Annotated in this window: 20 protein-coding genes; 8 read left to right on the plus strand and 12 right to left on the minus strand. The window is 28.9% G+C overall.

Going from position 1 to position 21,380, the window contains the following annotated elements:
• Positions 1–25 precede the first annotated feature (25 nt).
• On the minus strand, positions 26–643 hold the full coding sequence (locus tag KO506_RS05020; RefSeq protein ID WP_252726789.1) for a class I SAM-dependent methyltransferase: 618 nt from the start codon (positions 641–643) through the stop codon (positions 26–28).
• A 174-nt stretch (positions 644–817) separates the two neighbouring features.
• Between KO506_RS05020 and KO506_RS05025 the strand changes: the two genes are divergently transcribed.
• The 3 genes from KO506_RS05025 to KO506_RS05035 all read left to right on the plus strand — a co-directional run bounded on the left by KO506_RS05025 (position 818) and on the right by KO506_RS05035 (position 3,626).
• Entirely contained in the window at positions 818–1,747 is a 930-nt protein-coding gene (locus tag KO506_RS05025) for a GYDIA family GHMP kinase (protein ID WP_215993803.1), read from the plus strand.
• Positions 1,744–2,955: an NAD(P)/FAD-dependent oxidoreductase gene (locus tag KO506_RS05030; RefSeq protein ID WP_215993804.1), complete on the plus strand. Its 1,212-nt coding sequence runs from the start codon at positions 1,744–1,746 to the stop codon at positions 2,953–2,955. The genes KO506_RS05025 and KO506_RS05030 overlap by 4 nt, the downstream gene beginning before the upstream one ends.
• A 116-nt stretch (positions 2,956–3,071) precedes the next feature.
• Positions 3,072–3,626 (plus strand): thioredoxin family protein, encoded by a 555-nt coding sequence (locus KO506_RS05035; RefSeq protein ID WP_215993805.1) that lies wholly within the window; start codon positions 3,072–3,074, stop codon positions 3,624–3,626.
• A 295-nt stretch (positions 3,627–3,921) separates the two neighbouring features.
• Here KO506_RS05035 and KO506_RS05040 read toward each other — a convergent pair whose 3' ends face one another.
• Both KO506_RS05040 and KO506_RS05045 read right to left on the minus strand, forming a co-directional pair.
• Positions 3,922–5,430 (minus strand): hypothetical protein, encoded by a 1,509-nt coding sequence (locus KO506_RS05040; protein ID WP_215993806.1) that lies wholly within the window; start codon positions 5,428–5,430, stop codon positions 3,922–3,924.
• A 43-nt stretch (positions 5,431–5,473) separates the two neighbouring features.
• On the minus strand, positions 5,474–6,511 hold the full coding sequence (locus tag KO506_RS05045; RefSeq protein ID WP_215993807.1) for a glutaminyl-peptide cyclotransferase: 1,038 nt from the start codon (positions 6,509–6,511) through the stop codon (positions 5,474–5,476).
• A 241-nt stretch (positions 6,512–6,752) separates the two neighbouring features.
• Here KO506_RS05045 and KO506_RS05050 point away from each other — a divergent pair, with 241 nt between their 5' ends.
• Together KO506_RS05050 and KO506_RS05055 are read left to right on the plus strand one after the other, a co-directional pair.
• Entirely contained in the window at positions 6,753–7,004 is a 252-nt protein-coding gene (locus tag KO506_RS05050) for a type B 50S ribosomal protein L31 (RefSeq protein ID WP_068363688.1), read from the plus strand.
• 251 nt (positions 7,005–7,255) lie between these two features.
• Entirely contained in the window at positions 7,256–8,761 is a 1,506-nt protein-coding gene (locus tag KO506_RS05055; RefSeq protein ID WP_215993808.1) for an FMN-binding glutamate synthase family protein, read from the plus strand.
• A gap of 116 nt (positions 8,762–8,877) precedes the next feature.
• On the opposite strand, the gene KO506_RS05060 is transcribed toward KO506_RS05055, so the two are convergent.
• The 6 genes from KO506_RS05060 to KO506_RS05085 all read right to left on the minus strand — a co-directional run bounded on the left by KO506_RS05060 (position 8,878) and on the right by KO506_RS05085 (position 15,641).
• Positions 8,878–9,066: a Lacal_2735 family protein gene (locus KO506_RS05060; RefSeq protein WP_215993809.1), complete on the minus strand. Its 189-nt coding sequence runs from the start codon at positions 9,064–9,066 to the stop codon at positions 8,878–8,880.
• A gap of 132 nt (positions 9,067–9,198) precedes the next feature.
• Entirely contained in the window at positions 9,199–10,803 is a 1,605-nt protein-coding gene (locus KO506_RS05065) for a family 16 glycosylhydrolase (RefSeq protein ID WP_215993810.1), read from the minus strand.
• A 99-nt stretch (positions 10,804–10,902) separates the two neighbouring features.
• Complete coding sequence (locus KO506_RS05070; RefSeq protein WP_215993811.1) at positions 10,903–11,616, minus strand: DUF4197 domain-containing protein; 714 nt, start codon at positions 11,614–11,616, stop codon at positions 10,903–10,905.
• A 58-nt stretch (positions 11,617–11,674) separates the two neighbouring features.
• Positions 11,675–11,839: a DUF5522 domain-containing protein gene (locus KO506_RS05075; RefSeq protein ID WP_215993812.1), complete on the minus strand. Its 165-nt coding sequence runs from the start codon at positions 11,837–11,839 to the stop codon at positions 11,675–11,677.
• A gap of 55 nt (positions 11,840–11,894) precedes the next feature.
• Positions 11,895–13,709, minus strand: coding sequence for a Xaa-Pro dipeptidyl-peptidase (locus tag KO506_RS05080; RefSeq protein ID WP_215993813.1), 1,815 nt, complete (start codon positions 13,707–13,709; stop codon positions 11,895–11,897).
• A 12-nt stretch (positions 13,710–13,721) separates the two neighbouring features.
• Positions 13,722–15,641, minus strand: coding sequence for a CocE/NonD family hydrolase (locus KO506_RS05085; RefSeq protein ID WP_215993814.1), 1,920 nt, complete (start codon positions 15,639–15,641; stop codon positions 13,722–13,724).
• 237 nt (positions 15,642–15,878) lie between these two features.
• Here KO506_RS05085 and KO506_RS05090 point away from each other — a divergent pair, with 237 nt between their 5' ends.
• The 3 genes from KO506_RS05090 (at position 15,879) to cdaA (ending at position 18,184) form a co-directional block, all read left to right on the plus strand.
• Positions 15,879–16,607, plus strand: a complete 729-nt coding sequence (locus tag KO506_RS05090) for a DJ-1/PfpI family protein (protein WP_215993815.1) — start codon at positions 15,879–15,881, stop codon at positions 16,605–16,607.
• A gap of 143 nt (positions 16,608–16,750) precedes the next feature.
• Entirely contained in the window at positions 16,751–17,356 is a 606-nt protein-coding gene (locus KO506_RS05095; protein WP_215993816.1) for an ExbD/TolR family protein, read from the plus strand.
• Positions 17,357–17,407: 51 nt separating this feature from the next.
• Positions 17,408–18,184 (plus strand): diadenylate cyclase CdaA, encoded by a 777-nt coding sequence (cdaA, locus tag KO506_RS05100; protein ID WP_215993817.1) that lies wholly within the window; start codon positions 17,408–17,410, stop codon positions 18,182–18,184.
• 62 nt (positions 18,185–18,246) lie between these two features.
• Here the strand turns inward: cdaA and KO506_RS05105 are convergent, their stop codons facing one another.
• The 3 genes from KO506_RS05105 to truA all read right to left on the minus strand — a co-directional run bounded on the left by KO506_RS05105 (position 18,247) and on the right by truA (position 21,320).
• Positions 18,247–18,687 carry a hypothetical protein gene (locus tag KO506_RS05105; protein ID WP_215993818.1) on the minus strand — a complete coding sequence of 147 codons (441 nt, stop codon included), beginning with the start codon at positions 18,685–18,687 and terminating at the stop codon, positions 18,247–18,249.
• 137 nt (positions 18,688–18,824) lie between these two features.
• Positions 18,825–20,591, minus strand: a complete 1,767-nt coding sequence (locus tag KO506_RS05110) for an ABC transporter ATP-binding protein (protein WP_215993819.1) — start codon at positions 20,589–20,591, stop codon at positions 18,825–18,827.
• 3 nt (positions 20,592–20,594) lie between these two features.
• Positions 20,595–21,320 carry a tRNA pseudouridine(38-40) synthase TruA gene (gene truA, locus KO506_RS05115; protein ID WP_215993820.1) on the minus strand — a complete coding sequence of 242 codons (726 nt, stop codon included), beginning with the start codon at positions 21,318–21,320 and terminating at the stop codon, positions 20,595–20,597.
• Positions 21,321–21,380: the final 60 nt, after the last annotated feature.

The following is a 21,380-nucleotide window of genomic DNA, read 5'->3' on the forward strand; positions in this document are numbered from 1 at the left end:
TAATTTAGACGGATTTTTTTAATCATTAAAAAACTTCAAAACACCAAGTAACAACAATACCTTTACCATCAGCTAAATCAATAGATAATACTTCTTTTTTAGATTTCACCTTAAAATTAAAAGGTGGTTTTAAAATATCCAATCCGCTTTGTTTTTTTATTCTGATACCTTGTCCTGAAATAATATCTTTATTGGGTTCAAAGATTCCATTTGGTAAGTGTTCAGTTAAAATTAAGTATTTATAATTGCTTAATTTATTTAAAATACTTTCTACTTCTGCATTCGATAAATGTTGTAGAACCTGTCTAATTATTACACAGTCTGCTTTAGGCAAATTATCTTTTGCAATATCTAAACATCTAAATTCTAGATTATCCTCTTTATATTTTTCTGTATTATAATTGATTAAATCTTCAACAATATCAATAGCAATATAATTTTTAGAGTATTTATAGAGTTCTTTACCAATATTAAAATCACCACAACCCAAATCTAACACTGTGAGAGGAACATCAAAAGAAGTTAAAAAAGATTTTACCATATCTCTATATGGTTGCACCAATTCTGGATGATGAGAGCCAAAACCAGAATAAAATTCAGTTTTATTTCCTCCCCAAAGATTCAAGTCATAAATCTGCTCCATTGCCTTTTGAGTTAGCCATGGTTTTTTATTTTTTTTGATTTTGTTTTTTATCTTATCCATAAAATCAACAAAATATAAACATCAATTAGAAGCAACTATTTTAATTATTTAGTAAACGAAGATAACTATCTTTGTGTGTTTCTAAATAAAAAAAAGAAAAATCCTTAATACCAAATGACAAACTATTACTCTAATGGAAAATTGCTACTAACAGGAGAATACCTTGTGTTAGATGGTGCAAAATCATTAGCAATTCCTACAAAATTTGGGCAAGATTTAATTATTGAAAAAATTAAAGAACCTCAAATTATTTGGGGAAGTTTCACAAATATAGGTGAATGTTGGTTTGAAGCAGTTTTTGATTTACCAAAGCTACGTTTGGCAAACTGTACTTTTAATTCTGATAAAGAAGGAAGTGCAGAGTTTATTGCAGAGACTTTGTTAGAAATTTTACAGGAAGCCAAAAGAATGAATCCAGAATTTTTGTCTTCAGAAAATGGATTTATTGTAAAAACAAAACTGAGTTTTCCTAGAAATTGGGGATTAGGCAGCTCTTCTACTTTAATAAATTCTATTGCAACCTGGGCAAAGGTTGATGCTTTTCAATTGCTTTGGAATTCCTTTAAAGGCAGTGGATATGACATTGCTTGTGCTCAAAATAATTCTCCTATTTTTTATAAAATTCAGGATAAGAAACCTGTTGTAAAACAAGTTAATTTTAATCCAAGTTTTAAAGAAAACATCTTTTTTGTGTATTTAAATCAGAAACAAGATTCTAAAAAAGGAATTGCAAAATTTAGAGAAAGTAACATTTCTTTTGACAAAGAAATAGCGCGTATTTCTGAGATTTCTGATGCTTTTTTAAAAGTGAATTCAATTACAGAATTTAATAAATTAATAGTAGAACACGAACAGATTATAAGCTCAATCATCAAACTAAAACCAGTAAAAGAACGATTATTTTCTGATTATTTTGGAGAAATTAAAAGTTTAGGAGCTTGGGGTGGAGATTTTGTAATGGCAACAGGAAACGAAAAAACAAAAGCATATTTTAACAACAAAGGATTTGATACAATTCTTACATATCAAGAAATGATTTTATGACTAAAATAATTATAATTGGAGGTGGTGCAGCAGGATATTTTACAGCCATAAATGCCAAAGAAAACAATCCTGATTTAGACATCACCATTCTCGAAAAAGGAAAAGATGTTTTACAAAAAGTTAAAATTTCTGGTGGTGGACGCTGTAATGTAACTCACGCTTGTTTTATTCCTAAAGATTTGGTGCAGTTCTACCCAAGAGGGAAAAAAGAACTTTTAGGTCCTTTTCATCAATTTATGACAGGAGACACTTTTGAATGGTTTGAAGAAAGAGATGTGCCTTTAAAAATTGAAGACGATAATCGTGTTTTTCCTGAAGCAAATACAAGTCAAGCAATTATAGATTGTTTTCAAAATGCTGTTGATAAGCTACAAATTAAAGTGTTAACAAACTGTGGTGTAAATGAAGTTTATCAACAAGAAAATGAGTGGGTTATCAACACAAAAAATAAAATTTTTACAGCTGATAAAGTTGTTTTTGCTGCTGGTAGTTCTAAAAAAGTTTGGGATTTATGTAAATCTTTAAATCATTCTATTGTAGAACCAGTTCCGTCTTTATTTACGTTTAACATTAACGATAAAAGACTTGTAGATTTATTAGGGACTTCTGTGCCCAATGCTACTGTAAATATTGTGGGTACAAAATTAGAAGCTTCTGGGCCGTTATTAATTACACATTGGGGTATGAGTGGTCCAGCTATTTTAAAATTATCTGCTTTTGGTGCAAGAATTTTAGCTGATAAAAATTATCAATATAATGTAAGTGTCAATTGGTTATCTAGACCAACTGATAAGGTTTTAAACGTTTTATTAAATCTAAAAAAGAAAGAACCACGTAAAACTGTAATCTTAAAATCACCTTTTTTTGAAATTTCAAAAAGATTATGGGAACGTTTTGTAATTGCATCAGAAATAAAAAATAATCAAAATTGGGCAGATTTAAAGAATTCTCAATTAGAGAATTTAGCAAATCAATTAACAAAAGGAACTTTTAATGCCAATGGCAGAACTACTTTTAAAGATGAATTTGTAACTGCAGGTGGTGTAGATTTAAAAGAAATTAATTTTAAACGCTTTGAAAGTAAGCAACATAAAAATTTATTCTTTGTAGGTGAAGTTTTAAATATTGATGCTGTTACTGGTGGATTTAACTTTCAGAATGCTTGGACAGGTGGTTATATTTGCGCTAAAGCATTAGCTGAAAATTAATCTTTTTTTGTTATTTTAAATAAAGTGAAACGAAATTGAGAATTCTTGAGATATAAATATTAGAAATTTCTCCATAAAATCGAAATGACAAACGAATACTTAAAAACTAATTTATAATGGCAAGAACAGAATCTAACGAATTTAAAACAGGCACAAAAGCTCCAGATTTTAATCTAATAAATTCTATTGATGATAAAAATTACTCTTTAAATGATTTAAAAGGTGATAAAGGAACTGTTATTATGTTTATCTGTAATCATTGTCCGTTTGTAATTCACGTAAATGCTGAATTAGTAAAAATAGCAAATGAGTATCAGCAAAATGGCATCAATTTTATAGCTATAAGTTCTAATGATGTTGATAATTACCCTCAAGATGCACCTCATCTAATGAAAGAATTGGCTGCAAAAGAAAAGTATACTTTTCCTTATTTATATGATGACACACAAGAAGTTGCTAAAGCTTACGATGCTGCTTGTACTCCAGATTTTTATGTTTTTGATACTGATTTAAAATCAGTTTATCATGGACAATTAGATGATTCTAGACCTGGAAATGGCAAATCTGTTACAGGTTTTGATTTAAGAACTTCTTTAAACAATATATTAACACTTAAAAATCCGTTAGAAAACCAAAAGCCAAGTGTAGGTTGTGGTATTAAATGGAAATAAAATATTACATTTTAACTAGAACTTAGGCGTTAACAAAGAAGATTGCTTTATATTTGTATTCAATTAGTTTAAAACTAATTACACTCTTCCCCCAAGAAAAATTCTACTATGAAAAAATACTTGAATCTTTTTTGGGCTATTTTAGCAACAATAATCATTTTTAACGAGTTAAAAACGAATCAAATTAATTCAATTACTATTTTAGGTAAAGAATTTAAATTTTGGTTTTTAGCATTTGTATGGTTAATAATAGGTGTTAAAAATTATTATTATTTCATACAAAAACTTTTAAAAATTAGTCAAAAGTAATATTTTGATATGCTCCAATATCAGGATTTGTAGTTCTATCTACCCCTAATATATCAAAAGAAAAAGATGTTGTTTTTGCTTTGTTTATAGCATCAGAATCTTGACCAATAATAAAATCTTCATTTTGCGAATCTCTAAAATTTGAAAATCCGTTTAAAATTATATTTTGATAATTGGTATTGTTTTCGAAATCTAACTCATAAAAACCTATGTAAGAACCACTTACATCGTTAAATTGAATCATAGAATTGCTAATATTATAGTTGAATAAGCTACCTTCAACTTTATCTAAAACAAATTCGATATTGTTGTTCCCATTAAAAATACAATTTGTAAAATTAGCCGCTTTTAAGTCTCTAGTTTCTATAATTTCTTGTCCATTTTCATCATTATAAACAAAGAAATTATTTACTAAAACTGCAGGTAATTGTCTAATCCCATTGTTCCAAAAGTTTGCAAAAGTACTGTGAGTAAAATTATAAGTACCACCAATGGTTGCTGCTAAAGAAGCTTCGCCTGCAGAACCAATTACAACATTATGTGCTTCTATATTGGTTTCTCTTGCTAAAATTCCAAAATTAGAATGGTTGTAGATTTCTGTATTTTGCAACTTTAAAGTTGGGTTGGTATCAGAGCCAATACTATCAATTAAAATACCTATAACTCCGTTTTTAATTTGTGCATGATAAACTTCGTTGTCTTTGCTTCCTGCACGCATCCAAATTGTACCCCATTGACCTGGAGTTTGGTTAAATCTATGCTCTAAACGATCTCCTTCAAAAACTACTTTTTCATTTAGAGTTCCATTTACTTTTAAAGTGGCTTTATCATCGATTATTAAACCAGAATTATCATGAAAATAGAGTTTTGCACCAGCTTCTATAGTTAATGTTTTATTAGCAGGCACAGCTGCATAGCCATAAATTACTGTAGGTTTTGTATTTGTAATCGTTAACTCTGTATCTAATAAATATCTTCCTTTTATTGTTGTTGCTTGTCCATCTATGGTTAAACTATCAATTTTCATTGTAATTGGGTCTCTATCAGGAAAAATAAAATTGGCATCTTGTACTAAAGTAACCAAATCTACATCTTGCTGATTTGTTCCTGTATCAAACAAAATACGATCTGTATATAAAGGATCTGAAATTGTACTTTCATCAATGGTAGTTTCAACAAAAACAAAAATACTATCTTTTGCTAAAATATCTATATCGTTAAATTCTTTACCTGGTATACCATCAACATTTAATCTATAGTTAGATGTGGTTCCATTTTCTAAAGAAATTTGCGGAATTGTAATGGCTTCATTACCTCTATTATAAACTTTTAAATTATAAGTTGCAGAACCAATGTTTGTAAAAATAGTATCTAAAAAAACAGTGTCTTTAGAGAATTCTAAACTACCAAAACTAGGTACTGTAGAAAAATCTTTTCTACAAGAACTCATAGAAATTAAAGCAACACAAATTAAAAAAGTAATAAAATAACGCATAAATCAATTTTTATAAAAATAGAACTTTAAAATGAATGGTTTATTATTCAGTTATTAATTTGATTTCAAAAAGTTTACCCCAATTTTTACCCGTAACAAAAAGTCTATCATTAGCAGCATCGTAAGCAATACCATTTAAAACATCATCTTGATCTTTTAATTTTTGAGTTTTCTCCATTTCTTTAACTAAACCTTTTAAATTTATAATACCATCTACAACACCATTTTTAGGGTTTATAATTGCTATTAAAGGTTTTTGCCAATAGTTCGCATATATTTTACCATTAACCCACTCTAATTCGTTTAACTTTTTAAGTGATAATTTATTTGTATACGCTTGTATAGCTCTTTTTTCATTTAATGTTTCTAAATCTAAAAACCATATTTTATTAGAACCATCAGATTTTATAAATTCTCTATCATTATGTGTTAAACCCCAACCTTCTTTACTTTTATTGTACTTAAACTCACTCTCTTGTTTAAACGTTTTTAAATCATACACAAAACCTTTTTTAGCTTCCCAAGTTAGCCAATACACTTTATCATTAACTATGGTCATTCCTTCACCAAAAAATTGTTTATCTAAATCTATTTTTTGTAGCACTTTACCTGATTTAATATCCACTTTTCTCAGCGTAGACTGCCCTCTTCTACCAGTTGTTTCATATAAAAAACCATTGCTGTACTCTAAACCTTGTGTAAATGCATTAGTGTCATGTGGATAAGAATTTACAATTTCAAAGTTGTAAAGCACAGGTTTTTTGTCAGCAAAAATTTCAAAAGAATTGTTTAATTTTTTCGTTTTTCCAGGATAAAAAGCCAATGAAGAAACAGAATGTTTACCTACACCAAAATCTGCAGCATTTAACGTTAACGAATTTCCATCCGAAGAAATTTCTTTTCCGTTTACAAAAAACTGAACACTATTAACTTGTTGGTTATTTTCTTCTTTTAAAGTGATCGTAATTTTATCTTTAATCGTATTTTTTTTGGTTACATTTAAAGTAAACTTGTAATCTTTATCGCAACTTGTAAATAAAAAGAACGATAATAGTAATGTAACAAAAGCAATTTTCTTCATTTTAATATTTATTTTATATGATTTAAAGTAGCTAAAAATAACTTTTAACCACTTATATTTAGTGTTTTAAACCAGAAATTCATTAGAACTACAAAGAAAAGTAATTTATTTATTTGTAAATTAAAAAATATCCTTAAATTTGCATCCTCAAAATAGTAATTTATAGCTATTTAGAGAATTTTGTAAAGCCTTACCAACTTTACTTTGCAAACATAACATTAAAGAATTAAAATATTATAAAATGAAAAAAGGAATTCATCCAGAAAATTATAGAATGGTAGCTTTTAAAGACATGTCTAACGAAGACGTTTTTTTAACACGTTCTACTGTAGACACTAAAGAAACTTTAGAAGTTGATGGTGTAGAGTATCCTTTAGTAAAATTAGAGATTTCTAGAACATCTCACCCATTTTACACTGGTAAATCTAAACTTATTGATGCTGCAGGACGTATTGACAAGTTCAAAAACAAATACGCAAAATTCAAGAAATAATTTTCTTAGAGTTTTAACAATATCAAAAGCCTCAACAATTGTTGAGGCTTTTTCTTTTCAATAAAATTAAAAAATAATTATTTGGGCGTTTCCTTTCAGGTCGGGTTTTACGCTACAATCTTTTTTTAGCTGAAAAAAACAGCTTAAAAAAGGATTTCCACTGCAACCCCTAACGCAATTATTTGCCAACTTTTTTAATTATTTTAAAACAAATAGATTACTTTTAATCTTCTTAAAAACGAAAATTAAAAATGAGAAATACCATACTTTCTATTTTAATAACTGCAACTATTCTTTCTGGAGTTTTAGTCTATTTTTTACCACATATTGGTAATATAATACTGCTCTCAATATCAGGATTATTAACCTTAATAGCCATTTACGATAGTTTACAAACCAAGCACTCATTATTGAGAGCTTTTCCTTTAATAGCTCGTTTACGTTGGTTTTTTGAAGAAGAAAGAGATAAAATTCAGCAATATTTTATAGAAGACAATTTAAATGGCACACCAATAAATAGAGAAAAAAGAAGTATCGTTTACCAAAGAGCAAAATTAGCAAAAGACACTATACCTTTTGGCACACAACATAATGTATATGAAAAAGGATATGAATTTGTAAAACACTCTTTATTTCCTAAAACTCATCATCAAACAAAAGGAGAAAGAGTTCTTTTTGGTTCTGATAAATGCACAAAAAAGTATAGTGGCTCTATTATAAATATTTCTGCAATGTCTTTTGGTTCTTTAAGTAGTCATGCAATTATGGCTTTAAATCAAGGAGCTAAAATGGGCAATTTTGCACACAACACAGGTGAAGGAGGAATATCTCCTTATCATTTACAAGGTGGAGATTTAATTTTTCAAGTGGGTACAGGTTATTTTGGAGCAGGAAAATCTGTAGATGGCAAACGTGTTTTTGATGAATATATTTTTAAACAAAACGTAATAAGACCAGAAGTAAAAATGATTGAAATAAAATTCTCTCAAGGTGCAAAACCTGGTCATGGAGGCATTTTACCAGCCAAGAAAAACACACCTGAAATTGCAAAAATTAGAGCTGTAGAAGCAGGTACTCAAGTAGATTCTCCTCCAGGTCATTCTGCGTTTTCTAATTATTCTGAAATGATTGATTTTATTCAGAAAGTAAGAGATTTATCAGAAGGAAAACCTGTGGGAATTAAGTTCTGTGTAGGTAATAATGATGAAATTGAACAAATGATTAAAGCTTTTGCTGAAGCTAACAATTACCCAGATTTTATTTCTGTTGATGGTGGAGAAGGTGGTACAGGTGCTGCTCCCTTAGAATTTACCAATTATATTGGATCTCCTTTAGTAGAGGGGTTAGTTTTTGTAAATAAACTTTTAATACAATACAATTTAAAACATCATATTAAAATAATTGCTTCTGGTAAAGCTATTGATGCTTTTGATATTGTAAAATATCTTGCTTTAGGTGCAGATGCAATAGGAATGGCAAGAAGCTTTATGCTAAGTTTAGGCTGCATACAAGCTAGAGAGTGTAATTTAGATACTTGCCCAGTTGGAGTAGCTACACAAGATGAAGACTTAGTTGAAGCTTTAGTAGTAGAACAAAAAAACGTTCGTGTTAAAAATTACCATAATAAAACTATTACAGCTGTAAAAGAAATGGTTGCAGCTATTGGTTTAGATTCTATTGAAGATATACAAGCAAATCAAGTATTTAGACGTAGAAAAGACGAAGAGATTGCAAGTTTAGAAGAGATATATTATTAAAATCTTCATAAGTCAAATCAAAAAAAAAATCACCATTAACTTAATAAATTAATGGTGATTTCTTTTTCCTAATAAATAGGAAATAAATAAATTTCTAAAAAGTTTTAACGAGCTTTTTAAACTGCTACTTCTCTGTTCAAATAACGAAATCTATTCAACTTTTCTAAAACTTTCATAGCTTTAAAAGCTGCTAAATCACTTACTGCTTCGTTTATATGTCTATAACTGTTAGACTTTTCAACAAGGTTTTTGTAACGTTTTTGTAATTGCTTTTTAAAATTTGAAAGCTGTACTTTGTAGTGCATAATAATGGGGGTTTTAATATTATATTTCAAATGTAATAAAAAATTATTAACTAGCAATTAATAGTATATCATAAAATCTTCTTAAAAGAAATACATTGTCTTTTATACTTTTTAATCAGTTTAGAAATCAAATTAGTTTTTTACAATTTTTTGTATTTTAATTCCGTTTTCAGTTTCGTATTTTAAAAAGTAAATACCTTTTGATAAATGTGAAAGATTGATTGTTTTATGATTTGAATTCTGATAAAATGATAGTATTTTTTGACCTGATACATTATAAATTTCAGCTTGAAACTTCTCTAAATTAGATGACAATTGAATGTTTAAATTATTTTGAACAGGGTTTGGGTAAAATTTTACTTTACTTAAATCATTTACATGTATTACAGAGGCAACAGCTTCTTGATATACTCTTACATAATCGATTTCCATAGCACTTTTTGTAAAAGAGGAAGCAATACCTGGTTCTATGGCTATATTTAATAAGAGATATTGCTCTTTATCAAAAGGCCAAGTATTTTCATTTTTTACACTTGGATTGTAGGTATAATGTTCTACATCATCGACTTTAAAAACCATTTTTTCAGAAGACCATTCTAAGGAATATATGTGAAATTCACTAGAAACAGTAGCAATGCTTCTACCTCCATGATTTACAGTTCCTCCAAAACTAGAAGGTGTATGCATAGCACTTTGCACAAAATTTTGATTACGTCCCCAATGTTCCATAATATCTATTTCTCCACAAGCAGGCCAATATTCTGAGCCATAAGTATCTGTCCAAAAACCACCAGTTTCAATAATGTTTTTGCCCAACATCCAAATGGCTGGCCAAGTACCTGCACCTGTTGGCAATTTTGCTTTAATTTCTATTTTACCATATTTAAAAGCAAACTTAGAATTTAACCTAGCAGAAGTATAATTTTTAGTGTAACCTTGGTCTGTAAACGTTTCTTTTTGTGCAGTAATGCTTAAAATCCCATCATTTACTGAAGAGTTTTCAACTCGATTTGTATAATGCTGAATTTCTCCATTATACCAACTTCCTCCATTTGGTAATTGTGTTTGATGAAACCATTTATCACCATCAATAGCTCCAGTTCCATCAAATTCATCAGACCAAACCAAATGGTTAAAAACAGGATTTGTTCCTAAATTGAGGGTTCCATCATAAATAAAATCATCAATATAAGCTGTGACAAAACTGTTATTGTTTTCGTCATTTATCTGAATTAATATCCTATTAAAATCAGTTCTGTTTATTGGATTTTGGGAATTTGCATCTAAATTGATAAAGTTATCGCTACTAAAATCAAAAGAAACTGTTTGCCATTGATCTAAAACCAAAGGTTTTATAATTTCGGATTGTGTAGCCCAAGGACTGCCAACTGTCCCATCTTGTAACTTTAAAGAAACTTGGTTTGTTTCGTTACCAGTAATACCAGAAGATGGAACATAAATTTTAACTGAAAACGTACTGTTTGTAGATAAATTAAAGTTTATAGGAACATCAAAACGAACATTTGCATATTGCCCTCCATTATCAGTATATTTTAAAACGGTATCTGATGTATTTGAATCGGTTTTAAAAGGATTTAGAGATGAATTATCAATTACACAATCGTCTCCAAACCAAGAAGAAATTGTTCCATTACCTTCAAAATCGTCTTCGACTTTTTGTTGTGCTAAAATAGAGTTGATAAAAACTAGGGCAATCAGTATAAAAAAATTTTGCATTTTTAAGATTTTGATGTATTACTACAAATATATCTTTAAATACAGGTGTTTCGTAAAAAAACACCTATACAAATACCATACTGATAATAAAAACTTGTTTTATCTATTGTCTTGTAAAGCAAAAACTTGCTTTAATAATGCAGTGTCTCTTAAACCTACTTTTTCTCTAATTCCTTTTTCTTCTACTTCTATCATAGTAAAAACGCCTTTTAAAGCTTGGTTAGTAACATAAGCTGTTAAATCTGGATCTACTTTATTTACAAAAGGAATAGAATTATATTTAGTAATTAAGTTGCTCCAAATTTTATCTGCACCAACTTTAGAGAAAGACTGATTAATTACAGGACTAAAGCTATTATATAAACTTTGATTTGTTTTAGATTGCAAGTAAGATGTTGCCGCGTTTTGATCGCCTAATAAAATATTTTTTGCATCTGCAAAAGTAATTTCTTTTACAGCATCAACAAAAATAGGCGTTGCTGTTTTTACAGCATCTTCTGCAGCTCTATTTAATGCTTTAATTCCTTCATCTGCTAAATTACCTAAACCAATTTTTCTTAAACCATTATCTACAGCTTGTAATTCTTGTGGTAATAAAATTTTAACCAAATCATTTTTATAAAAACCATCTACAGAAGTTAGTTTTGTAACCTGATTTTCAATTCCATGATCTAAAGCTTGTCTTAATCCATTACCAATTTGTTCTTGTGTTAAAACTCCACCTCCACTTGGTAATTGACTAACAACTTTTTGTAACTCTGCACAACCTGCAAACTGAATTGCAACTACTAAAACTAAAATTCTTTTTATCATTATTCCTGATTTATTTTATACTATTATTAGACACTTTTTTTATGAAAAGTCACTCAAATTATTTAAAACTATCTGTTTTTTTATCATAACCATAAGGACAATGTTTACAACCGCTTTTACAACAATAACCACGTTTTAGGTGATATTTTTCTGTAAAAACTTTATAACCTTGTTCGTTTAAATAAAAATCGTCTTTTTCTAGCTCTATTCTTGGTTTAAACATGTTGCAAAAATAGGTAAATTACATGTTAATTAAATTCTATTTTAGTTTCTTTAATCTAAAAATTAAAACTAGCTACACCACCCACAACAGGTATTGTTATAGAGGTATTTTCTAAATCAACAGTTAACTCTGTGCCTGGTTTTGGTAGTAATGTATAATTGTTATCACTAGAAAAAATCATTAAACCTATTTGTTGTCCTTTTTTTATAATTTGATCATCTGGTTGTAAAGTAAAAGTCATTTCGTAAAACTTGCCTGGTGTTAAAGGCTTACTCTTTGTTAAGGATTTATAATTTTGTAAATCTGCCCAACCACGTGTAATAATATTATCAGTTATTTTTGCTCTTCTACCTTTATTCCAAGGTAATGAAACTAAATACACAGATAAATTTACAGCTGGTTTAGAACTTGCTGCTTTTATGGTTATGGTTGATAATCCAGAAATATGAACATCTTCTTCTAAAACCGGAGTTACATATAATAAACGATGATTTGTATAATCAGCTTGCGCTAAAGCTTCCGAAGAAAAAGAATAATTATCAACTAATGTTTCTTTTGTATTTGATGTTGGTTTTTCTGTAGATAAAGTACCTGCTCCTGGTGCACCTGGATTTAAATAAAAAGTAACTGGTTTTGCAGCCGGATTTGGATAATTTTCATAAGAAGTTGGTGCCTCTCTTTTATCATTTTCTCTAACAATCCATGCTTTTGCATCATTCTCAACTCCATTTTCAACTCCATGTAAATAACGTGTAAACCAACGATTCATCATTGATATTGGTGGTGGTCCTCCATGACCATTTTGGTGATAATAAATTTGAGTTGGTAAACCCATTTCTGATGCTTTCTTATAAATTCTATAACTATGCTCTGGCATTACATTCCAATCATTAAATCCGTGAGACATTAATAATGCTGCTTTCATTGGTTGCATTTCATTTAAATAATCACGTCCAGCCCAAAAATCATTATAATCTCCAGTTGCTCTATCCATTCCGTTAACCAATTCTGTATCTCTAACAACTTTGTTGTTTCTTGCACGATTTTCTTCTTTTCCACTGTGAATAAAATCATACAAAACATCAATATCTTCACCTAAATATCCACCAGGTGAACGCACCAAACCATTTGATCGATAATAATGATAATAAGAAGTATTTGGCGCAATTGGAATGATCGCTTCTAAACCTTCTACTCCTGTAGTTGCAGCTGCTAGAGGAATTGTACCATTATAAGAAGTACCTGTCATACCTACTTTTCCTGTAGACCAAAAAGCCTTTATTTCTTCGTTTCCTTCTCTAGAAGCATAACCTTTTGCTTTTCCATTAAGCCACTCTATAACCGCTTTTGGAGCTAAAGACTCATTATCTCCTCCAACTGTTGGTGATCCATCAGACAAACCTGTTCCAGGGGAAGAAGAATGCACTACAATATAACCTCTAGGCACCCAAGTTTTAATTTGAGAATTCGAAATAATTGGTCTTTTTCCTCTTCTTTTAACATCAGAACGTGTTGGTTCTGGAACTTTTTCTCCAAATTCGTGTTTTACATTCCAAAATAATTCTTTCCCTCCACTTGCAACACCTGCATAATAAGGGCTAGATTCGTAAACAACAGGTAATTTTAAACCTTCTGTTTCAGTTTGATTTGGTCTAGTAACATCTACGTGAACTCTGTCTAATTTTCCATCTCCATCTGTATCAAAACTTGTTTCTACCCATAAATCATGACGAATCCAGCTTTTAGAATCATTAAAAGCTTCTACTATCTGTGCTTCACCATCTTTAAAAACAGGAACTGCTTTTTGTGCATTTAATGAAATCGTTAAAAAAAGAAAAAATATAAATTGAATTTTGTTATTGTTTTTCATAATTACTTTGTGTTATTTTAAGACAGAAAACTCTATACTAGAATCTGTAAAAACAGTGTGAGTTTGAGTTTTAAAGTCGGCCTCATCTGCTTTATAAATATTATCTACATAAGTCTGCGGATTTAAATCGATTAAAGGAAACCAAGTACTTTGCACTTGAATCTGTAATTTGTGTCCTTTTTTAAACGTATGAAAAACATCTTGCAATTTAATATTTACATCCGTTTTTTTGTTGGGTTTAAAAGGTTCTGGTTTTGCAAAACTATTTCTAAAACGTCCTCTTAAAACTTCACTCCTAACCATTAAATGATAATTACTCATTTTTAAATGATCTTGTAAGGCTTCATTATCTTCTTTTGTATCTGTTGGATGAACATCAATAACCTTTACAACCCAATCTGCTGCAGTTCCAGTTGTTGCAACTTTCAACTTTGCTAAAATATCACCAGCTAATGTAAAGTCTTCGTCTAAAATATCCGTTTCAAAAACTAAAACATCTGGCCTTCTTGCTGCAAAACGTTGATCGTCTGTCATGTATTTTCTAGGTGTAAAAACGGTTTTAATATCCTCAGAATAAGGCACAGGGTGTTTGATATCACTAATAAACTTTATTTCTTTTGTAAGTTTACCATCATGCTTTTTAGCTAAACTTTGATTTCTATTTAAGAAAAAAGATTGTTTCTCAACATTTTTTGGCGGCCAAGAATCATAAGATTTCCATTCTTTTTTACCTGAATCAAAAACATAAGCTTCTGGTAAACCTGAATTTTTATCCCCTTTACCTTTTAAGAAATGGTTAAAGAATTTTGTTTCTATTTCTGATTGAAATTTTAAGGAAATAGAATCGCCAAAATAATAATTACCAACCGTATTTTTCACAGTATTTCTAGCCCATTTTCCATGATCCCAAGGACCAAAAACCATTGTATTGTAATTTTCTTCTCCGTTTTTTTCTATTCCTTTATAAGTTTCTAAAGGTCCGTATAAATCTTCAGCATCAAACCAACCACCAACAATCATAGTTGCTACTGTGCTTGGCACTTTATCCATATGCTGAATAATTCCTTTACTTTGCCAATTCTCATCATAATTTGGATGTTCTACAATTTCTTTCCAGAAAAAATCATCAATTCTATCTTTAGAAGCTGTTGAATTTACGTCTAATTTATCATATTGAAAATATTCATTCAAGTTTTTTAAAGGACCTTTGTCTAAGAAAAATTGATATTGATCTTGAGAATTCATCTTTGGAAAAGAATACCAAGAAGTATCTGTTGGTGCATCTTTATAAGTACCAAAAAGAGAAATTGCTCTAAAATAACTTAGCAAAAATGCTCCATTATGATGAAAATCATCAAAGAAAAAATCGCCAATACAAGCTTGTGGAGATGCAGCTTTTAATGCAGGATGTGCTTCTATTGCAGAAACTGTTGCATAATGACCAGGATAAGATATACCCCAAGTACCAACATTTCCATTATTATTTTCTACGTTTTTCACTAACCAATCAATCGTGTCATAAGTATCAGAAACCTCATCAGATTCATTTTCTTTTTTATTTGGTTTGTAAGCGCGCATATTATCGTAAACACCTTCGCTCATCCATCTACCTCTAACATCTTGATAAACCACAATATTACCCTCTTTCATTAAATGAACATTTGGGCCAATTTTAGATTTCATTTTTCCTTCTCCATAAGGAGCAGAACTGTAAGGTGTTCTTTGCATTAAAATAGGATATTTTTTAGAAGTATCTTTAGGAGAATAAATTGTAGTATGGAGATTTTTACCATCTCTCATTTCTATATTCACTTCTTTTTTTGTGTAATTATCTACTACAAAAGTATCTTTTTTCACTTCTTTTTCTTCGGATGAATTACAGGAAATGAATATAAAAATACTTACTAAAAATACAATAAATTTTGTTTTCATAATGGTGTTTGATTTGTTGTCATAAACTTACAAAAACTTAAATTAAAAAAATCTGATAAGGGTGCTAAGAGATTTAGATAAATCATAATTATTTCTTAAAATTACTGTTAAAAAAGTTGAACTAATCCACACTTTTATTACTTATTGATAGAATTGTAATTCATATTAAATTACAAAAAGTTTCTATTAAGAAAGTTTTTGTAATGTTTTATATTGTGCTTTTTGAAATACATCCTTATGAAAAATACTGTTTTATTACTTTTAACATTTATACTTTTTAGTTGTTCTAATCACAAAACTGATAAAACTTACCAATCAAAAAAAGAATTTCCTGAGTTAGTAAAAGGTAGATACAATGTCGCTTTTTTAGTAATGGATGGAACTTTTAATACAGAATTAACGGCTCCTTTCGATATTTTTCAGCACACCATTTACAGAGAAAACATAAAAGCAATGAATGTGTTTACAGTTGCAAATACTGATAAACCTATTACTACTTTCGAAGGAATTAGAATGTTACCTGATTTTAATTATCTTAAAGATTCGTTGCCAAAAATTGACATTTTAGTTGTTCCTTCTGCAGAACATCATTTAGATTCTGACTTAGAAAATGAAGCTTTAATTAATTTTGTAAAACAAGTTGACAAAGAAGCAATATATGTAACTTCTCATTGTGATGGTGCTTTTGTTTTAGCGAAAGCTGGATTATTGAACAATAAAGTTTCTACAACTTTTCCTTCGGATATTGATAAAATGAGAACTATGTTTCCTGATTTAGATATTAGAAAAGAGGTTTTATTTGTACACGATCATAAATACATTACTTCTGCAGGTGGTGCAAAATCTTTTGAAGCTGCATTGTATTTATGTGAATTTTTATATGGCAAAGAAATTGCCCAATCTTTAGCTGGTGGATTAGTAATTGACTGGAATTTAGATAATGTTCCTCATTTAATTATCGAATAAAATTTTTCTACTTGGTTTTTTGGCATTCTTTTTGTTAAAGAAATGTTAACGCAATCAACTCAACTTACCTAAACTTTAATAAGCTTCTTGGATTTTATCAAGAGGTAAAAAACCAATTTATTAACTTTTAAAAACTAGGTATTATGAGTAGAAAAGAATCTCCAGAAATTAATGCAGGGTCTATGGCAGACATCGCATTTTTATTATTAATCTTCTTTTTAGTTACTACAACTATGAATGTAGATGCAGGAATTAATCGAAAAATTCCGAAGAAAGATCCATCAGCAGCATCTTTAACCATTAAAGACAAGAACATTTTAGAGGTAAACATCAACCTTAAAAACGAAATTTTTGTTGAGGGGGAAATTGTATCTCCTACAACTTTAAAACAAATTGCTATCGACTTTATAGATAATGGTGGTGGTTTAGATAACCAAAACAAGCCCTGTGATTGGTGTAATGGAAATCAATTAACAACTTCTTCAGATCATCCAACAAAAGCATTTATATCAGTAAAAACAGATAGAAACACAAATTATGAAACTTATATTTTAACACTAGATAACTTGAACTCAGCTTATACACATTTAAGAAATAAATTGTCCGTAAAAATGTATGGTAAAAATTATGTAAGCTTACTAGAAGATTATAAAAAAACAAATCATCTAGATAAATCTCTAGAAGTAAAAATAAAATTAATTCGTGAAAAATACCCGCTATTATTATCTGATGCAGATATAAAAAACTGATATGGTACTCAGAGAATTTATTAGTACTTTTACCTAAAATCAATCTATTGCGTGTTAGATTTTATTGAATTTTCTATTTTAGATGTGTTAGATGTTTTGCTAGTTGCAACATTGCTCTACTATATTTATAAATTACTAAAAGGTACTGTAGCCATTAACATTTTTATTGGTATTGCTCTTATTTTCTTAATATGGAAAATTACACAAGCTTTAAAAATGGAAATGTTAAGTGGTATTTTAGGCTATTTACTTTCTGGTGGTGTTATTGCATTAATTATTGTTTTTCAGCAAGAAATTAGAAAGTTTTTGTTGATGATAGGTACTACAAACTTTTCTAACAAAAGAAGTTTTTTAAAGCAGTTAAAGTTTTTACAGACTGAAATTGGCTCTGAAATTGAAGCTGAAAAAATAGTAAAAGCTTGTAATAATATGTCTAAAAATAAAACTGGTGCTTTAATTGTTATTGAACGTACCAATAGTTTAGATTTTTTAATTAATACTGGAGACCAAATGAATGCCTTAGTAAATGAGGTTATTTTAGAAAGTATATTTTTTAAAAATAGCCCTTTACATGATGGTGCAACAATTATTAGGGATAATTATGTAGTAGCAACTAGAGTTGTTTTACCTATTTCTGATAGCACAAAAATACCTGCAAGATTTGGTTTAAGGCACAGAGCTGCTATTGGTGTTAGTGAAAAAACTGATGCAATTTGCTTATTAGTATCTGAAGAAACTGGCGAAATTTCTTACATAAAAGATGGTGAATTTGTTTTGTACACTACTCAAGACGAATTAATAGAAAAGATTAAAAAAGACAGTATTTAAAATAAAAAAAGCTCCCTAAATTAGAGAGCCTTTACTTTTTTATATTTTAAAAATGATATAAATTAATCTTCAATATCATCCTCAATTTCTTTAACTTTTTCGTTAATTTTTGCCATTGTTGCTCTATAAGATTCTTTTGCTTCAGCACCTAAGTTTTCCATAAATTTCTCACTTTTATCAGCAAACTCGTTAGTTTCTTTTGCAAACTCAGAGTTTTTTATGTTCTCTGCACCTTTATCCATTTGCGATTTTACGTATGCTGCATAAGATCTTAAATTTGCCTCTGCTTCTTCATCATCGAATTCTGGAATTGTAATATCATCAAAAGCAGATTTTACATCTTCTCCAAATTCATTTAACTCTTTTCCTGCTTCGTCTAAACCTTCGTTTATTTCGTTTCCAATTTCAGAAGTTTCTTCTTTAATATCTTTTTTTGTCTCGTTTTTACAAGATGTAATTACTAAGGCTGCCATTATTAATATTGATAATCCAAGTTTTTTCATAATTTCTATTTTGTTTTAATTAATAACTAATTGTGATACAAAAATAGATTTATGATAACTTATTTATTATCTCTAAAAATTCTTTTTTTAACTCGTTTACTAGAGCAGATTTGGTTTTTAAGTACTTAAAAAACTAATTAAGAAGCGACATCTAAACTAAATTGTTTGTCGTAAAGATTTTTATAATAGCCATTTTCTTTTTCTAATAATTCTTGATGAGATCCTTCTTCTACAATTAAACCTTTATCCATAACAATAATTTTATCAGCTTGTTTTATGGTAGCTAATCTGTGTGCAATTACTATAGATGTTCTGTCTTTTGTAATGGTTTCTGTTGCATATTGAATCATTTGTTCTGCGTGAGCATCTACAGAAGAAGTGGCTTCGTCTAAAATTAAGATACTAGGTTTACTTACATAAGCTCTTAAAAATGCAATTAATTGTCTTTGTCCTGAAGATAACATTGCTCCTCTTTCTTTTACATTATATTCATAGCCACCAGGAAGTGTCATAATAAAATCGTGAATACCAATTTGTTTTGCCGCTTTTTCTACCTCTTTTAAAGTGATGTTTTCATCTTTTAAAGTGATATTATTTAGAATAGAATCTGAAAACAAAAAAACGTCTTGTAAAACAATAGCAACCTGACTTCTTAAACTCTCTAAAGTATAGTCATCCAAAGAAATATTGTCTATTTTGATAGTTCCAGAATCTATTTCGTAAAAACGATTTATTAAATTAATGATAGTGGATTTACCTGCACCAGTTGCGCCAACAATTGCAATTGTCTGTCCCGATTTTACATCTAAATTAATCCCTTTTAAAACCTCTTCGTCTTTAATGTAACTAAATCTTACGTTTTCTAAATTAATGTCTCCTTTTAAATTTGTTGCTTTTATTGTTCCGTTTTTAGCAATACTGCTATCTGTATCTATTACTTTAAAAACACGTTCACCAGCAACAATACCCATTTGTAACTGATTGAATTTATCAGCAATTTGACGTAAAGGTCTGAATAACATTTGGGCAAATTGAATAAAACCCATTATCATACCAATAGAAATTCCTGAATCTTGCACAACTTGTCCACCACCAAACCAAACGATTAATCCTATACCTATTGATGATAAAATTTCTGCAATTGGAAAAAATATTGAGAAATACCAAATGGTTTTAATGTTTGCATTTTTATGCTTCTCATTTATATCTTTAAAATTTTGATATTCTATTTTTTCACGATTAAAGAGTTGTACAATCTTCATTCCTGTTACTCGCTCTTGTACAAATCCGTTTAAATTAGCAACTTGATTTCTTACTTCTTGAAAAGTAGCTTTTATAGCAACTTGAAATAATTTTGTTGCATAAATTAAAATTGGTAAAATTGATAAAGTAATCAATGCCAGTTTCCAGTTTAACACTAACATAACTACTGTTACTGCTAACATTTTTAGAATATCACTTAAAATAGTAAAAACTCCGTTACTAAAAAAAGCAGCAATAGTTTCTATATCAGAAACAACTCTTGTTACTAATTTACCCACAGAATTATTATCAAAATAAGACATTTTAAACTGTAAAATATGTCTAAATATTTTAGCTCTAATATCTCTAATAATGTGCTGACCAACCCAATTTGCGAAATAGATAAAAGTAAATTGTAATAAAACTTCTACTAATAAAATACCAAACATTAATAGGGCATAATTTCTTAAACCAACTTTATCGTTAGATAAAATATAATCGTTAACTGTATTTATTAAAACCAAAGGTGATAAAACCGAAAATAGCGCTAATAATATGGTTGATGAAGATGCAATAAAAAAATACAAACGATAGCGTTTTGCAAAAGACATTAGTCTCGAAAAAATTTGCATATCAAAAGCATTTCCTGTTTTTTCTGCCAAAACTTAGTATTTTATTTTTGTTAAAAATAATCCTTTTGCAGGAACTGACAACCCTGCATTACCTCTATTTCTACTTTCTATAATTGTTCTAAAATCATCTACAGACAATTTACCTAAACCTACATCTACTAAAGTACCTACAATTGCTCTTACCATATTTCTTAAAAAACGGTTTGCTGATATATGGAAGGTTAATTCATCTCCTTTTTGTAGCCAGAAAGCTTCTGTAACATCGCAATTAAAAGTGTACACTTCTGTTTTTACTTTAGAAAAAGTTTGAAAATTTGTGTATTCTAAAAGTAATTTAGCTGCTTCATTCATTAAACTAACATTTGGTTTCTGTGAATGAATTTGCCAAGAGAAATCTAACAAAAAAGGATTTCTGCCTAACCAAATTTTGTATTCATAACTTCTAGAACTCGCATCGAATCTTGCATGTTTTTCATCATCAACCAAAAAAACTTGTTGTACAGAAATATCATTTGGTAAAATTGAATTCAGTTTAAAAACAATTCTATCTTTTAAATCTTTATCAATATTAAAATGTGCAAACATTTGAGTTGCATGCACACCTGTATCTGTTCTTCCAGCACCAACAACTTCTATTTTTTCTTGAAAAATAGTACTTAAAGCATAATTTAACTTTTCTTGTACAGAAACTACATCAGGTTGAATTTGCCAACCATGATATTTTTTTCCATTGTAAGAAAGTTCTATAAAATATCTCAAGAAAATGTTTTTTTGAAGATACCAAAATTACATAATTTATTTTGTTATGATTACTTTTGA

The organism is Polaribacter vadi (genome assembly GCF_018861005.1).
Lineage (GTDB): Bacteria > Bacteroidota > Bacteroidia > Flavobacteriales > Flavobacteriaceae > Polaribacter > Polaribacter vadi_A.